Source organism: Cupriavidus sp. 22TCCZM04-2 (assembly GCF_057798895.1).
Genome location: NZ_JBYOJS010000008.1, coordinates 87,140 through 102,385, shown reverse-complemented (window position 1 = coordinate 102,385; position 15,246 = coordinate 87,140). Strand labels below are relative to the sequence as shown.

15 protein-coding genes are annotated in these 15,246 nt (G+C 65.3%); 14 read left to right on the top strand and 1 reads right to left on the bottom strand.

The genetic code is table 11. The annotated features are described in order from the left end of the window. Positions 1-16 precede the first annotated feature (16 nt). From AC3FKG_RS14175 to AC3FKG_RS14110, 14 genes are all read left to right on the top strand, one after another. Positions 17-1,204: an acyl-CoA dehydrogenase family protein gene (locus tag AC3FKG_RS14175; RefSeq protein WP_483711666.1), complete on the top strand. Its 1,188-nt coding sequence runs from the start codon at positions 17-19 to the stop codon at positions 1,202-1,204. Positions 1,205-1,219: 15 nt separating this feature from the next. Next, positions 1,220-2,347 (top strand): acyl-CoA dehydrogenase family protein, encoded by a 1,128-nt coding sequence (locus tag AC3FKG_RS14170; RefSeq protein WP_483711665.1) that lies wholly within the window; start codon positions 1,220-1,222, stop codon positions 2,345-2,347. A 47-nt stretch (positions 2,348-2,394) separates the two neighbouring features. Continuing rightward, complete coding sequence (locus tag AC3FKG_RS14165) at positions 2,395-3,381, top strand: Bug family tripartite tricarboxylate transporter substrate binding protein (RefSeq protein ID WP_488743389.1); 987 nt, start codon at positions 2,395-2,397, stop codon at positions 3,379-3,381. A gap of 47 nt (positions 3,382-3,428) precedes the next feature. Next, positions 3,429-4,592: a thiolase domain-containing protein gene (locus AC3FKG_RS14160; protein ID WP_488743388.1), complete on the top strand. Its 1,164-nt coding sequence runs from the start codon at positions 3,429-3,431 to the stop codon at positions 4,590-4,592. A 5-nt stretch (positions 4,593-4,597) separates the two neighbouring features. Next, the gene (locus AC3FKG_RS14155; protein ID WP_488743387.1) at positions 4,598-5,041 is read left to right on the top strand and encodes a Zn-ribbon domain-containing OB-fold protein; all 444 of its coding nucleotides are present in this window, start codon (positions 4,598-4,600) and stop codon (positions 5,039-5,041) included. An 18-nt stretch (positions 5,042-5,059) separates the two neighbouring features. Then, the gene (locus AC3FKG_RS14150) at positions 5,060-6,286 is read left to right on the top strand and encodes a CaiB/BaiF CoA transferase family protein (RefSeq protein WP_488743386.1); all 1,227 of its coding nucleotides are present in this window, start codon (positions 5,060-5,062) and stop codon (positions 6,284-6,286) included. A gap of 15 nt (positions 6,287-6,301) precedes the next feature. Further along, on the top strand, positions 6,302-7,300 hold the full coding sequence (locus AC3FKG_RS14145; RefSeq protein WP_488743385.1) for a DODA-type extradiol aromatic ring-opening family dioxygenase: 999 nt from the start codon (positions 6,302-6,304) through the stop codon (positions 7,298-7,300). A 29-nt stretch (positions 7,301-7,329) separates the two neighbouring features. Beyond that, positions 7,330-7,992 (top strand): RraA family protein, encoded by a 663-nt coding sequence (locus AC3FKG_RS14140; RefSeq protein ID WP_483711659.1) that lies wholly within the window; start codon positions 7,330-7,332, stop codon positions 7,990-7,992. 5 nt (positions 7,993-7,997) lie between these two features. After that, positions 7,998-8,660 (top strand): RraA family protein, encoded by a 663-nt coding sequence (locus tag AC3FKG_RS14135; protein ID WP_488743384.1) that lies wholly within the window; start codon positions 7,998-8,000, stop codon positions 8,658-8,660. Positions 8,661-8,662: 2 nt separating this feature from the next. Continuing rightward, positions 8,663-9,325, top strand: coding sequence for a 4-carboxy-4-hydroxy-2-oxoadipate aldolase/oxaloacetate decarboxylase (locus AC3FKG_RS14130; RefSeq protein ID WP_488743383.1), 663 nt, complete (start codon positions 8,663-8,665; stop codon positions 9,323-9,325). Positions 9,326-9,340: 15 nt separating this feature from the next. Further along, on the top strand, positions 9,341-10,111 hold the full coding sequence (locus tag AC3FKG_RS14125; protein WP_488743382.1) for an enoyl-CoA hydratase/isomerase family protein: 771 nt from the start codon (positions 9,341-9,343) through the stop codon (positions 10,109-10,111). 17 nt (positions 10,112-10,128) lie between these two features. Next, the gene (locus AC3FKG_RS14120; RefSeq protein WP_488743381.1) at positions 10,129-10,569 is read left to right on the top strand and encodes a PaaI family thioesterase; all 441 of its coding nucleotides are present in this window, start codon (positions 10,129-10,131) and stop codon (positions 10,567-10,569) included. Positions 10,570-10,711: 142 nt separating this feature from the next. After that, complete coding sequence (locus tag AC3FKG_RS14115; protein ID WP_488743380.1) at positions 10,712-11,575, top strand: fumarylacetoacetate hydrolase family protein; 864 nt, start codon at positions 10,712-10,714, stop codon at positions 11,573-11,575. A 1,125-nt stretch (positions 11,576-12,700) separates the two neighbouring features. Then, positions 12,701-13,765, top strand: a complete 1,065-nt coding sequence (locus AC3FKG_RS14110) for a porin (RefSeq protein WP_483714516.1) — start codon at positions 12,701-12,703, stop codon at positions 13,763-13,765. A gap of 465 nt (positions 13,766-14,230) precedes the next feature. Here the strand turns inward: AC3FKG_RS14110 and AC3FKG_RS14105 are convergent, their stop codons facing one another. Continuing rightward, complete coding sequence (locus AC3FKG_RS14105) at positions 14,231-14,698, bottom strand: MarR family winged helix-turn-helix transcriptional regulator (protein WP_488743379.1); 468 nt, start codon at positions 14,696-14,698, stop codon at positions 14,231-14,233. Positions 14,699-15,246: the final 548 nt, after the last annotated feature.

The following is a 15,246-nucleotide window of genomic DNA, read 5'->3' as shown; positions in this document are numbered from 1 at the left end:
CCACGGCATACCAATCATGAAGCTGACTTTCTCTCCCGCCGACGAGGCGTTCCGCCAGGAGGTGCGCGCGTTCGTCAAGGCGAACCTCCCCGCCGATATCCGGCGCAAGGTCGAACTCGGCCTGCGCCTGGAGCATGCCGATTACGTGACGTGGTTCCGCATCCTTGAAGCGCGCGGCTGGCTCACGCCGGGCTGGCCCGTCGAACACGGCGGTCCGGGCTGGAACCACGTGCAGCGCTATATCTTCGACGAGGAAACCATGCTTGGCGGCGCGCCGCGCATCATCGCCAGCGGCATCCAGATGCTGGGGCCGGTGCTGATCGCGTTCGGCACGCCCGAGCAGAAGGCGAAGTACCTGCCCGACATCCGCCAGAGCAATACGTGGTGGGCGCAGGGCTTCTCCGAGCCGGGTGCTGGTTCGGACCTGGCCGCAGTGCGGACCACCGCGGTGCTGGAACCCGATGGCAAGCACTTCGTCGTCAATGGCCACAAGGTGTGGACTTCCTATGCGCACTGGTGCTCGATGATGTTCGCGCTGGTGCGCACCGACCCGGACGCGGCCAAGCCGCAGGAGGGTATCTCGTTCCTGCTCATCGACATGAACACGCCGGGCGTGCAGGTGCGGCCCATCCGTATGCTCGAAGGCGGCACCGACCTGAACGAGTGCTATCTCGACAACGTGCGGGTGCCGGTGGAAAACCTGGTCGGCGAGCTGCACAAGGGCTGGTCCTACGGCAAGTACCTGCTCGGCCATGAACGGACCGGCATCGCGGGCATCGGCTCATGCAAGCAGCAATTGCAGCGGGCCCGCGAACTGGCAGCCAGCCAGGGGCTGGACGGCGATCCGGTGCTGCAGTCGCGCCTGGCGCAGTTCGAAATCGAACTGCTGGCGCTCGAATTCACCGCGCTGCGCCTGCTCAGCGCCAACCAGCAGAGCCGGGTGCCGGCGGTGGAAGCGTCGATGCTCAAGGTGCGCGGCACCGAATTGCGCCAGGCCATCTACGAGTTGCTGGTGGAAATCGCGGGCCCGCATGCGGTGCCGTTCGAAGAAGCCGCGCTGCGCGGCGAACTGGGCGACCCTGCCAGCCCGCCGGAACTGTCGGCGCTGGCCGCCAACTACCTCGACGCGCGCAAGCTGTCGATCTACGGCGGCGTCAACGAAGTGCAGCGCAACCTGATCAGCAAGGCCTTCCTCGCGGCCTGACACCGTACCGAGACCATGGATTTTTCACTCAACGACGAACATATCGCGCTGCGCGATGCGGTGCGCCGCTTCTGCGATGGCGAATACCCTGCGCATCGCCGCGGCGATGCCGAGACCGACGACGAGGCCAGCGCGCGCTGGGCCGCCATGGCGAACCTCGGGCTGCTCGGCCTGCCGCTTGCGGCGGATGTGGGCGGCAGCGAGCAGGGCCCGACAGAAATGATGCTGGTGGCGCAGGAACTGGGCCGTGCGCTTGGCGGCGGTGCCTGGCTGTCGAGCGTCGTGCTGGCGGGGCAACTGCTCGATCAGGCCGGCACGCCCGCGCAACGGCAGCAGTGGCTGCCGGCATTGGCAGCGGGGCAGGCGCGGCTGGCGCTTGCCATCAACGAGGCCGACGCACGCTATGACCTGGCACGCGTGAGCACGCTGGCACGCGCCGAGGGCGACGGCTGGCTGCTCCACGGCGAAAAGACACTGGTACTCGATGGCGCCCGGGCCGATGCCTTTATCGTGGCTGCGCGTACCGCGGGAGACACCGTCGACGCGCAAGGCGTGACGCTGTTCGTGATTCCCGCCGGTGCGCCCGGGCTGTCCGTGCGTGAGTTCCGCACGCTGGATGGCCGCAGCGCCGCGCATCTCACGTTGCGTGAAGTCAGCGCGGATGCGGACGCGGTGCTGGGGGAGCCCGGCGCCGCATTGCCAGCGATCGTCGCCGCGACCGACCGGGCCAACGCGGCGCTGTGCGCGGAAGCCGTCGGCGCGCTGGAAGCACTGCTCGACCTGACCGCGGAACAACTGAAGACGCGCAAGCAGTTCGGCACGCCGCTGGCGAAGTTCCAGGTGCTGCAGCACCGCGTGGCGGACATGCTGATCGCGCTCGAGCAGTGCAAGTCGATGGCCTGCGTGGCCGCCATGGCGGTGGCCGACGGCGACCCGGTGCAGCGTCGCCGGCTGGTGTCCGCAGCCAAGACGGTGATCGGGCAGGCGGGGCGGCAGGTTGGCCAGTGGGCCATCCAGATGCACGGCGCCATGGGCATGACCGACGAATGCCGCGTCGGCCATTACGCCAAGCGCCTGATGGTCATCAACCAGTTGTTCGGCGATGCCGGACACCACCTGGCTTGTTTTGCCCGGCAGGCCTGAGCAACGGCTGGCTGGTTCACGCAAGAAATACACAGGAGACAAAAGACATGGCCCTCATCCGTACCCTCAGATCCGCTTGCGGCGTGCTGGCGCTGGGACTGGCATTTGCCTGCGGCGCGCAGGCGCAGGAAAAGCAGCCGATCAGGTTCCTGGTCGGCTTCCCGCCCGGCGGCTCGACCGACACTGTCGCGCGCGTGCTGGCCGAGAAGCTGCAAGGCGAACTCGGGCAGACCGTGATCGTCGACAACCGCCCCGGCGCCGGTGGCCGCTTGGCGACCGGCATGCTCAAGCACAGCGCGCCCGACGGACTGACCTACATGGTCGCGCCGAATGCCACCGCGATCTTCCCGACGCTGCTGTATCCGCCGGCCACGCTCAAGTACGACTTGCTGACGGACCTGACGCCGGTCGCGGTGGTGATCTCGTATCCGCTGGCGCTGGTGGTGAGTACCCAGACCGGCGTCACCGATGTAAAGGGCTTCGTGGAATGGGTGAAGGCGCATCCCGGCAAGGCCATGTTCGGCACGGCCGGGCTCGGCGGCCAGACCCACTTCACCGGCCTGCAGTTCGGCAAGTCTATCGGCGTACCGATGAGCGTCGTGCCATACAAGGGCAACGGCCCGCTTGTCACCGACCTGCTCGGCGGGCAGCTCGCTGCCGCCGTGATGACCGCCGGCGACATCCTGCCGCATGCCAGGAGCGGCAAGGTCCGCATCATCGCCGTGTTCGGCGCGGCGCGCTCGCCGCTGCTGCCGGGCGTGCCGACCGCGACCGAGCAGGGCGTGGCAGTTGACAGCGGCGAAGCGTGGGCCGGCATCTGGGCACCCGCGCGCACGCCGAAGGCGGAGCTCGATCGCATGCAGGCGGCACTGGGCAAGGTACTCGCCATGCCCGAGGTGCGCACCACGCTGCAGCAACGGGCCACGCTGAACCCCGACTTCCGGCCGGCCGCAGATTTGGATCGTTTGCAACGCAAGGAACTTGCCTACTGGGGCCCCGTCATCAAGGCCAGCGGTTTTACGCCGGACCAGTGATGCCGCGCGTGACACCAGCCATCTCCACCTAGTCCCTGCTTTTCATCATGACCCTGAACGGATCCGCCTACATCGTGGGGGCCTACGAGCATCCCATACGCAAAGCCGATGACCTGTCGGTAGCGCGCCTGCATGCCGATGTGGCGCGCGGCGCGCTGGCCGACGCCGGCCTCACCGCCGCCGATGTCGACGGCTACTTCTGCGCCGGCGATGCGCCAGGCCTTGGCACTACCACGATCGTGGAATACCTTGGCCTGAAGCCGCGCCACGTGGATTCGACCGAGTGCGGCGGCTCCGCGCCGATCCTGCACGTGGCCCACGCCGCCGAGGCCATTGCCGCGGGGCGCTGCAACGTCGCGCTGATCACGCTGGCGGGGCGCCCCCGCGCGGCCGGTGCCGCGCTGGCGCTGCGGGCCCCGGACCCGGACGCGCCCGACGTTGCCTTCGAACTGCCGTTCGGCCCGGCCACGCAGAACCTCTACGGCATGGTGGCGAAGCGTCATATGTACGAGTTCGGCACCACCAGCGAGCAGCTCGCATGGATCAAGGTGGCCGCGTCGCATCACGCCCAGCACAACCCGCACGCCATGCTGCGCAACGTGGTGACGGTGGAGGACGTGGTCAATTCGCCGATGGTGGCCGATCCGCTGCACCGCCTGGACTGCTGCGTGATGAGCGACGGTGGCGGCGCGCTGATCGTGGCGCGCCCCGAGATCGCCCGCCAGCTCAAGCGTCCGCTGGTGAAGGTACGCGGCACCGGCGAAGCACCCAAGCACGCCATGGGCGGCAATATCGATCTGACGTGGTCGGCCGCCGCGTGGTCGGGCCCGGCGGCGTTTGCGGAAGCCGGTGTCACGCCCGCCGACATCAAGTACGCATCGCTGTACGACAGCTTCACCATCACCGTGCTGATGCAGCTCGAAGACCTGGGCTTCTGCAAGAAGGGCGAGGGCGGCAAGTTCGTCGCAGACGGCGGCCTGATTTCCGGCGTGGGACGCCTGCCGTTCAATACCGACGGCGGCGGCCTGTGCAACAACCATCCGGCCAACCGCGGCGGCGTCACCAAGGTGATCGAGGCCGTGCGCCAGCTGCGCGGCGAGGCGCATCCCGCGGTGCAGGTCCCCAACTGCGACCTGGCGCTGGCCAGCGGCATCGGCGGCGCGCTCGCTTCGCGCCATACCGCGGCGACGCTGATTCTTGAAAGGGAATGAACACCATGAGCACACCCGCTACTCCGGCTAACCCTGCCAGCGCGGCCGCCAAGGCGCCGCCCGCCGGTCCGCGCAAGATTCCCGCGCCGCGCACGCTGCCGGAAAGCCAGCCGTTCTGGGAAGCCGCCAACGCCGGACACCTGGTGATCAAGGCCTGTCTGGACTGCCGCGCACTGCACTACTACCCGCGCGACATCTGCCCGCATTGCCAGTCCGACCGCACCGAATGGCGCGATGCCAGCGGCTTCGGCACGGTCTACTCGTTCAGCACCATGGGCAAGGGCGAGGCCGCGTGGACGCTTGCCTACGTCCGGCTGGACGAAGGCGTGACGATGATGACCAACCTGGTGGACTGCGACCCGCGCGGGATCGAGATCGGCCAGCGCGTGAAGGTCGTGTTCAAGCCGAGCGATGGCGGCTACGCCGTGCCGATGTTCACCCCGGCATAAAGACCTGAGGCAACGACCATGGCTGATACCCGACACAACCCACACGGCACCGGCGAGCGCAAGGGCCCGCTGTCCCGCTTCACCATTCTCGACGCCTCGCGCGTGCGCGCCGGTCCTACCGCGGTGCGGCTGTTCGCCGACATGGGCGCGCGCGTGATCAAGCTGGAGATCCCGCCGGGCGCACCTGGCGGCGACGACATGATCGGCGGACGCGACCACAACCGCGCGGACTACGAGAACCTGCACCGCAACAAGGAAAGCCTCACGCTCAACATGAAGGCACCGGAAGGCGTGAAGATCCTGCATGAACTGGTCCGCCGCGCCGACGTCTTCATCGAGAACTACCGCCCCGATGTGAAGCACCGCCTCGGCATCGGGCCGGACGCGCTACGCGCTATCAATCCGCGGCTAATCTACGCGAGCATTTCCGGCTTCGGCCAGGACGGCCCCTACGCGGGCTGGCCCGGGTTCGATTCGATTGCGCAGGGCATGGGCGGGCTGATGAGCGTGACCGGCAAGCCGGGCGGAGGCCCGATGCGCGTCGGCATCCCGCTCGCGGACCTGTGCGCCGGCCACTTCTGCGCGATGGGCATCCTCACGGCGCTGCTGGAGCGCGAGGCGTCGGGCGAAGGGCAGTGGGTGCAGACCTCGCTGCTTGAAGCGCAGATCGCCATGCTGGACTTCCAGGCCGCGCAGTGGCTGGTCGACCGCAAGATTCCCGAACAGACCGGCAACGAACATCCGCTGACCGTGCCCACGGGCGTGTTCGCCACCAGCGACGGCTACCTGAACATCGCCGCGATCGGCCAAACCATGTGGAAGCGCCTGTGCGAGGCCCTGGATGTGCCGCACCTCGTCGACGAGCCCGGCCTGGGTTCGGACCCGGAGCGCGTGCGCAACCGCGACAAGGTCAATGCCGCGATCGGGGCGGCGCTGCGCACGCGCACCACCGCCGAATGGACCGAGCGGCTGCTGAAGGCCGGCGTGCCGTGCGGACCGATCCACCGCGTGGACCAGGTATTCGCCGATCCGCAGGTGAAGCACCTTGGCGTTGCCTGGCCGATGCAGCACACCGAGCTTGGCGATGTGGCGCTGGTCGGTCAACCGATGCGACTGTCGCGTTATCCGCGCGACCTGCCGCCGCAGCCCGCGCCGGAGCAGGGCGCCAATACCGACGACATCCTGCGCGAGCTTGGCTACAACGCGGCACAGGTCGGCGAGCTGCGCGCCGCCTACATCGTTTGAACGAAGGACACTTCCATGGCAAGACTCGTCGCCGCTTTCGGCTCCTCCCACAGCATCATGCTGGTTTGCCAGCGTGAAGACTGGCAACACGGCTTCCGCCAGGTCGATCCGAAGAACCCGCACTACTTCGACCGCGCCGGCAACCCGACAACCTATGAAGCGCTGCTCGCGATCGCCCCGGACGATGCCGAGTCCATGGTGACGCCCGAGCGCATGGGCGAGCGCTACGACCAGGCCGAAGCGGCCATGGACGAGTTGCGCGACCGCATCCGCGCCGCACGGCTCGACGTGCTGCTGGTGGTTGGCGATGACCAGACCGAGCTGTTCCGCACGACCAACAACCCTGCATTCGCGATCTACTACGGCGACACCATCCGCAATGCGAAGCGCGAGGAAAGCGCCTCCGACGGCTGGTACAAGAAGGCCCGCATGGCACGTCAAGAGCCCGACGCCGACCGCGACTATCCGGTCAACGCCGACATGGGCCGATGGATGATCCGCGAACTGTGCGACCGCGATTTCGACATCACTGCGATGGACGGCCTCGAACGCGGCCAGTTCGAAGGCCATGCATTCTCGTTCATCCACCGCCGCTACCTGCAGGGACTGGATCTGCCAGTGGTGCCGGTCATCGTCAATACTTTTGACCCGCCCAACCAGCCCACGCCGCGCCGCTGCATCCAGCTTGGCGCCGCGCTGCGCGAGCTGATTGCAGCCTATCCCGAAGACCTGCGCGTAGGCGTGCTGGCCTCGGGCGGCCTGAGCCACTTCGTGGTCGATGCCGAGCTCGACAACGCGATCATCGACGCCATCCGCCAGAAGGACACCGGCTTCCTCGCCTCGCTGGATCCGCGCCAGCTCCAGGCAGGCAGCTCCGAAATCCGCAACTGGCTGATCGCCGTCGAGGCCGTGCGCGACCTCGATCTTGAATGGGTTTCCTATGTCCCGGGTTACCGCACGCCCGCGCTGACCGGCACGGGCCTGTGCTTCGCCGCCTGGAAGACGCTGGATTGAATAACCGAACAAAAGCCATACCAATGACCATGAGTGAAACCGAATCCAACGTACAACGCCTGCGCCGACTCGATTGCTGCGCGGTATCCGACGCGCTCGACAAGCTGCAGCTGCCGGGCACCGTGACGGGCCTGCCGCAGCGCTCCGGCGCCGGGCGCATTGCCGGCCGGGCCATCACCGTCAAGCTCGGCACCGGCGCGCCGCCGCCCGGACCGACGCGCCATCTCGGCTGCACGGCGATCGAGCAGGCCGGCCCGGACAACATCATCGTCGTCGAGCAGCGCACCGGCGTGGAGGCCGGCAGCTGGGGCGGGCTGCTGTCGCTCGGAGCCAAGGTGCGCGGCGTCGCGGGCGTCGTGGCGGACGGCCCGGTGCGCGATATCGATGAAGCGCTCGATTTCGACTTCCCCGTGTTCAGCCGCGCACTGACTGCGTTCACCGCGCGCAGCCGCGTGGTGGAGCAGGGCACCAATGTCACGGTGCAGATCGGCACTGTGACGGTAGAAGCGGGCGACTACGTGGTCGCGGACCGCAGCGCCGTGATTTTCATCGCCGCGCGCGACATCGCCCGCGTGCTCGAGACGGCCGAAGCGATCGTGCGCAAGGAGTCCGTGATGGCGAAGGCCATCCTGGGTGGCACGCCCATCGGGGAAGTCATGGGCGGCAACTACGAACACATGCTGAAGGGTTGAGAGAGATGAGCGAACAACAGGACATCAACGTCGCGCGCGCCGCGAAGCTGGACACGGCCACGCTGAGCGACGCGCTGGACAAGCTCGGCATCGCGGGCCAGTGCTACCGCATCAAGGCCCGTGGCGAAGGCTTTTCCACGGCAGGGCGCGCCTACACGCTGCTGTACGGCCCGGCATCGAATCCGCCCGGCACCGTGGGAGACTACATCGACGAGGTGCCGCCGGGCAGCATCCTCGTGCTCGACAACGGCGGCCGTGACAATGCCACGGTCTGGGGCGACATCCTGACCGAGATCGCGCACCGCCGCGGCATTGCCGGCACCGTGATCGACGGCGTGTGCCGTGACGTCGCGCTGTGCCGCCAGCTCGGCTACCCGGTGTTCAGCAAGGACCACTGGATGCGAACGGGCAAGGACCGAGTCCAGGTGGAAGCGACCAACGTGGTCGTCAATATCGGCGATGCGCGCGTGCAGCCCGGCGACATCCTGCGCGGTGACGCCGACGGCGTGTTGGTCATCCCGCGCGAGCACGAAGCGGCGGTGCTCGACACAGCCGAGCAGATCGAGCACGCCGAGAACGCCATCCGCGAAGCCGTGCGCGGCGGCATGCGCCTGGACGAGGCGCGCCGCCAGTTCCGTTACCACCAGCTGCAGACCAAGGGAGCCTGACCATGGCGGAACACGACGCAACGAGCACAACGATCCGCGAATTCGAGCGGGTCGGCGCCGATATCGTCAACGACGCGCGCGCTTTACCTACCGCCACGCTGCATGAAGCGGGCGGCAAGATCGGCGTGGTCTCGCCGGCCATCAAGCCTGTGGCACCGGAGTTCCGCATCTGCGGCCCGGCGCTGACGGTCCATTCGCCCGGCGGGGACAACCTGTGGCTGCATCGCGCCCTCGACATCGCGCAACCGGGCGACGTGCTCGTGGTGCATGTGAGCGGTGCCTACGAGCACGGCTACTGGGGCGAGATCATGACCACTGCCGCAAAGGTGAAGCATCTGGGCGGGCTGGTCATCGACGGCTACGTGCGCGATGGCGTGCTCCTCGAGGAGATCGGCTTCCCGGTGTTCGCGCGCGGGCTGTGCATCCGCGGTACCGGCAAGGACTACGGCGCGATCGGCTGGCTCAACGCGCCGGTGCTGATCGGCGGCACCCGTGTCGAAGCCGGTGACCTGGTCGCGGGCGACCGTGACGGCGTGGTGGTGGTGCCGCGCGGCCGCGCGGCGGAGGTCGTGGGCAAGGCACGGGACCGCGAGGCCACCGAAGCCGCCATTCTCAAGCGGGTGGAGGCAGGCGAGACCACCATGCGAATCTACGGCTTTCACTGAGCGAGGTCCGACGCCATGAGCGAGACCCCGCAAGGACGGTCACCACAACTGGCCATCGATGGCCATATCGCGGTCATCACGCTGTGCCGCCCCGACGTGGCGAACCGGCTGGAGCCGGAGGACCTCGACCTGTTGCGCGAGTACCTGGAGACCGTGAATGCGGACGGCCGGGTACGCGTGCTGCGCATTGAAGCACAGGGCCGCTACTTCTGCAGCGGGTTCAATATCGGCCGCCTCGGCGGTGCCGACGCCGGAGCGCGCTTCGAGGCGCTTGCCAATGCGCTGGAACAGGCGCGGCCAGTCACCGTTGCTGTGTTGCACGGCGGCGTGTACGGCGGCGCGACCGACCTGGCGCTTGCGTGCGACTTCCGCTTTGGCGCAACCGCTGCCGAGATGTCGGTACCGGCGGCGCGCCTCGGGCTGCTGTTCTACCGCGGCGGCATGGAGCGCTACGTCACGCGGCTGGGCCTGGCCACGGCCAAGCGCATCCTGCTGATGGCGGACAAGTTCGACGCGGCGGGGATGCTGGCGTGCGGCTACCTGGACCAGCTGGAAGACAGCCCGGAGGCGCTGCGCTCGCTGGCGGCACGATGGAGCGAAGAACTGGCCGGCATGGCGCCGCTGGCACTGCTTGGCATGAAGAAGCACCTGAACCGCATCGCCCGCGGCGAACTCGATATCACCGCGCTCGTACACGATATTGCCGTGGCCGATGCTTCCGACGATCTGCGCGAAGGCGCGCTTGCCTGGCGGGAAAAGCGCACGCCGCGCTTTGCCGGCCATTGACCGGGGACGTACACACGATGGCCGAAGCCAATCTTTTCACGCGTATGCTGAACGGCCAGGCCCCGTTGCCGGCTGTCGCCAGCCTGCTGGGCGGTGTCGTCCGCGGGGTCGACCTGGAGGCCGGTTCGCTGGAGTCCGACTACATGGCTACCGAAGCATTCCTCAATCCGGCGGGCCAGGTACAGGGTGGCATGCTGGGCGCCATGCTGGACGACGTGACCGCAATGCTCGTCACCGCGACGCTTGCCGATGGCGAGTTCTGTTCGACGCTGAACCTGAATCTCTCGTTCCTGCGTCCCGCGCAGGCCGGCCCGCTGCAAGGGCACGCGCGGCTGGAGCGGCGCGGCCGCAACGTCTGCAACGTGGCCGGCGAACTGCGCCAGGGCGGACAGGTAGTCGCCACCGCGACAGCCACCTGCATGCTGGTCCGGCCGGAGCATACGGCAAGGTCGTCTTGATGTCCCCCCCACGGCTTCCTCGGCGGCGGGGCGGCTTGTCGAGGTGCGGCCATGAAATCACGCGGTCGGGCGCCTGCGTCGTCGCTTCGGCCACGGCGTGCCATCTCGCCTAACTGAAACAGCCAGAATTGGGATACACCCTATGCGATTCATCAGCTTCACCCACCAGGGCCGAAACAGCTTCGGCGCCATCGCCGCTGACGGCGTGATCGACCTCGGCGCCAGGCTCGGGCAGAGCGACCTGGGCCAGGCGTTGCGACAGCGGCCAGTCGAGGCACTGATTGACGAGGCCGGCAGGCATGCCGCCGACTTGCCGGTTGCTGAAGCGCTCGATGCTTGCCGGCCGGTGGTGGCCGACCCGGAGAAGATTCTCTGCGCCGGCCTCAACTATGCCGAGCATGTCCGCGAAACGCAGAAGGAGCGCACCGAGCGGCCCACCATCTTCCTGCGCGTGGCCGAGTCGCAGGTGGGACACGGGCAGCCGATCCTGCTGCCGCCGGAATCGGCGCGGCTGGACTACGAGGGAGAGATTGCCGTGATCATCGGCAAGCGCGGCCGCCGCATTCCCGAAGACCGGGCGTTCTCCCATATCGCCGGCTTCGCCTGCTACAACGACGGCAGCATCCGCGACTGGCAGACGCATACCTCGCAATGGGGGCCGGGCAAGAACTTCCAGCATACGGGGGGCTTCGGTCCGGCACTGGTGACAAGCGACGAGATCGGCGAGAACGAGATCCTCACGCTGGAAACGCGCCTGAACGGACAGGTCATGCAGCGAGCCACGACCGACATGCTGATCTTCTCCATCCCGGAGTTGATCGCATATTGCTCAAGCTTCGTCACGCTGTCTCCAGGCGATGTCATCGTCACCGGCACCCCCGGGGGAGTGGGCGCGCGGCGCCAGCCGCCTGTGTTCATGAAGGACGGTGATGTGGTGGAAATCGAGGTCAGCAAGCTAGGCGTGCTGCGTAACCCGGTGCGATCCGAAAGCGGGGAAAAACGCTAATGCAGCATGCCTGTTCGCCATCGCAGGGGAATGATCTCGTGCGGCGAGGGCGACTGCAGGGCTCGCCCAGGTTCGTCAACAGGCGGAAGAATGTTGGTGATGGTGGTGGAGACGAAGGCCTTCGACGCTCGAAGATTCTCGCGCCCTGTTCGTCGTCCTCACACAAATTGCGGAAGACCCATCTTTACTTATATGGTCGCCTCCCTTTTGCAAGGGATATTTGTCTATAGCCAGTAGGGTGGTTGCGGACTTATATTCGGACTCGATCGCGGAACTAAGTCCGCCGGCCCCGATGGATTTTGCCGCAGAGGTCCTCATCTACAGTACGGACTCAAGGTCCAAGTAAAGTTGCAGGCTTGTCCTGCGTACGATCTCAGGACTCAACCCCTCCTCGACGCTGACGCTGACGTCCCGGTCCGCCGGATCTGCAGGAAGGCAGCACTGCGCCTGCGTGACTCGGTTGCCTGCGCTGACGCTCGCACGCCGGGCACCTCCTGCTCGCAGCCTGCGGCGGCACGGCGTTAAGCCAACCTCCGTCCAACGCCAGCTTACAACCTAACTGACGCCGGAGTTCGAGCCAGCCAAGGTAAAGAATGGATTCATTCAGCCCGGATTTGGCTAGTTCCCAGGCGGGCGTTGCCGATGCGGGCGTGGATGCGTTGGATTCTGACCTTGCTCTTCTTCCAGTTATTGCTGAGCTTCATTTTTACGGCTCATCTCATCGCACGCGGCGCTAGCCGGGCTTCGTGCCGCTTGAAGTGTTGAGTAGGACGAGAAGGCCGCCGTCGCTCATTGTGGCGAAGCGGGGGAAGCCCATGTCGACCGGAACGCGTCCTTTGACTGGTTCTACGATGTCACGCCTGAGGCGGATTGCAGCGGGGGCATCGATCCAACATTCGCGGTGATTCTGTCATGCACCTCGGGAAAGCGAACTCCATTTCGAGCTGGTTCATTGTTCGGCAAGGTGAACAATGTTTCTATGAATCAAGGCATTGCTTACTCAAGCTGTCACACAAGCGCCTTAATATCCCCGATGCGTCAGGAGGGGCCGCTTGGTTCGGCGCCCGGCCTCAATGTGGACTGACGGTAGGAAACCAACTCGTCCAAACAAAATTCGAATTGACAATGAAGAAAGCTCTCCTTGCAGTGACAGCCGCAGCCAGCGCCATGTCCGGCGCGGCCTTTGCCCAGTCGTCCAACGTGACGCTCTATGGCATCGCCGATGCCGGCATCAGTTTCCAAAGCCACGTCAATGGTGGCACCAACGGCAGTGGCTCAGTCACTGGTGTGACATCGGGTGGCCTGTCCGGCTCGCGCTGGGGCCTGCGTGGGATCGAGGACCTCGGCAACAACCTGAAGGGCATCTTCGTACTGGAAAGCGGCTTCGACATCGACACCGGCAAGTCCGCCCAGGGCGGCCGGCTGTTTGGTCGCCAGGCCTATGTTGGCCTGCAGGGCGATTTCGGCGCCGTGACTCTGGGCCGACAGCAGAACTCGCTGTACGACCTGTTCGGGGCCTATGACCCGATGGCGCTTGGACCGAGCTACTCCCTGAATTCTGTCGACAACCAGTTCAACGGCCGCGCGGATAACGCTGTCAAGTACACCGGCAAGTTCGGTGGCCTGACGGCAACCGGCTTCTACAGCTTTGGCCGTGACGTGAACACTGGCCTTGGCGGTGAAGTGCCGGGCCACTTCAAGGTCGGCACCAACTTTGGCGGTGGTCTGGCCTACGCGAACGGTCCATTCTCGGTGGGCGCTGCCTATGACCAGTTTCAGGGCAGCACCCTGGCTTCAGCGGACCTGACCGCGAAGCGCGCCGCGATTGGCAGTTCGTATGCCTTCGGCGCTGCCAAGGTGTTCGCTGGTTACCGTTGGATGCGCGACGAGGTCACCACGGGTACGGCCCGTCACGATAACCTGTACTGGCTTGGCGCGAACTACAGGTTCACCCCGGCTTTCACGCTGACCGGCGCTGCCTACTATACGGACGCCCGCACTGACAGCAAGGATTCGTGGATGTTCGTGTTGAATGCCGACTACGCATTCTCCAAGCGCACCGACGCATACCTGCTGCTTGGCTATGTGAACAACAAAGGCAATGCAACCTACGGCGTAACCGGCACGGCCAATACGCTGCCAGGTCAAAACCAGACTGGCGCGATGGTTGGCGTTCGCCATCGTTTCTGATACAGCTTGAGCACGCGCATTATCGCGTGCCGATGATAGTTCATATCGACCTTGGCTTGTCACTGGGTTCAAGGACGTTGGCCGGCAGTAATGTCGGCTTTTTTTTATGCGCCAGGTAGGGCGCACGACTTCTTGCTTCTCTGGTCAGTGAGACATTACCCCCGCTTTTAGGGCGATTGTGAGGTGGAATCCGAAGGGCGAGGAGAAGTACCGGTTCGCAGTCTATGCGGGCTGTCCCGATGACGAATCGGTCTGCCAAAGGTGGGGGCACGGTCGAGCCTGCGTTATGGGGGCGAAGGTCTTCTCATTTACCCACCCCACCAAAGGGGATTACGGACGGCACGGTACCGAAGAACAGTTGGTGACCTTGGAATAGCGGAGCTATCACATGCCTACCTAAATATTTATCGCGCATCGCCACGCCGCCGTACCGCTGGAAGGCTCCATGAGCAAGCGATAGGTGCCCTAGTTATGGCAGTGCTCGTCGGTGCGAAGCGCGTTGGTGCACGTTGCCATCAAATCAGTGAGGCGGTGAAGGTGTTGGGCAAACTGGCGTTCAGTAGGTGACTCGTTGCTGGGCGAAATCGTGCATTCGACTGCGGCACAAAGCGCCGCCCCATTCTGCGTGATCGAGAGCCTTACACTGCGGCGGTCCGTGCTCGGTCGCTCCGCCTTGACTAAGCCTCGCTGACACAGCGCATGCAAGACCCGAGACATTGCACCGGTGTCATGGCCGATCTGCTCGGCGACACCAGTCAGCGTGTCGGAACCGTGCCGACGCAAATAACAAAGCATTAGCCACTGGGACGCGGTGAGATTCGCATCGCGCAACGGTGGAATTAGCCGGTTGTGCAAGGCGCGCTTGAGTTGAGCGGTCGCTGCAAGCAGTTCGGGCAACGACGCTTTACGCGATGGCAAGGTACCCGTACTCATTTGGACAGCTTCTGGAGAGGGCTAGGGGAAGCGGATCGACCTCAAAGGTAATCGGCTATTGAGCAGGCAATATGAGCTGATGGTTCCAGCCCAGATAGGTGACACGTGACTACGTTTCCTTGTATGCCGGCTACTTTCTGTTCATTGGAACGGCGCTTGCTGATAAGACGTATCGATATGGATACTAACGATTCTTGCATGTGTATGGAACACTGAATCGTAGATGGATTGTCCGATGGGGTGGACAATACGAAACGAAAAACGTGGGCGTCAGAAATGTGTCAGGTTGGGTCCTTCCCCAGGAACAGTGCACTCTTGTGGCAATCTTCCCCAAGGCATTGTCTGGCAATCCGAACAGTCTGTCGGTCTCAAGAAGTTTTTCCTTTGCTCATACTCAGATAGACTGCGCCATCGTTACCAGGGTCCCCCGCCTTGTCCATTCGCTTCTCTCGCCAAGCGGCTTTTACCAATGACGCTTGCGCTGTCCAAGACATCAAAGTGCACGCACGGCTGTGTCATCGCCACACAGCCTGCCGCCAATGCAACGA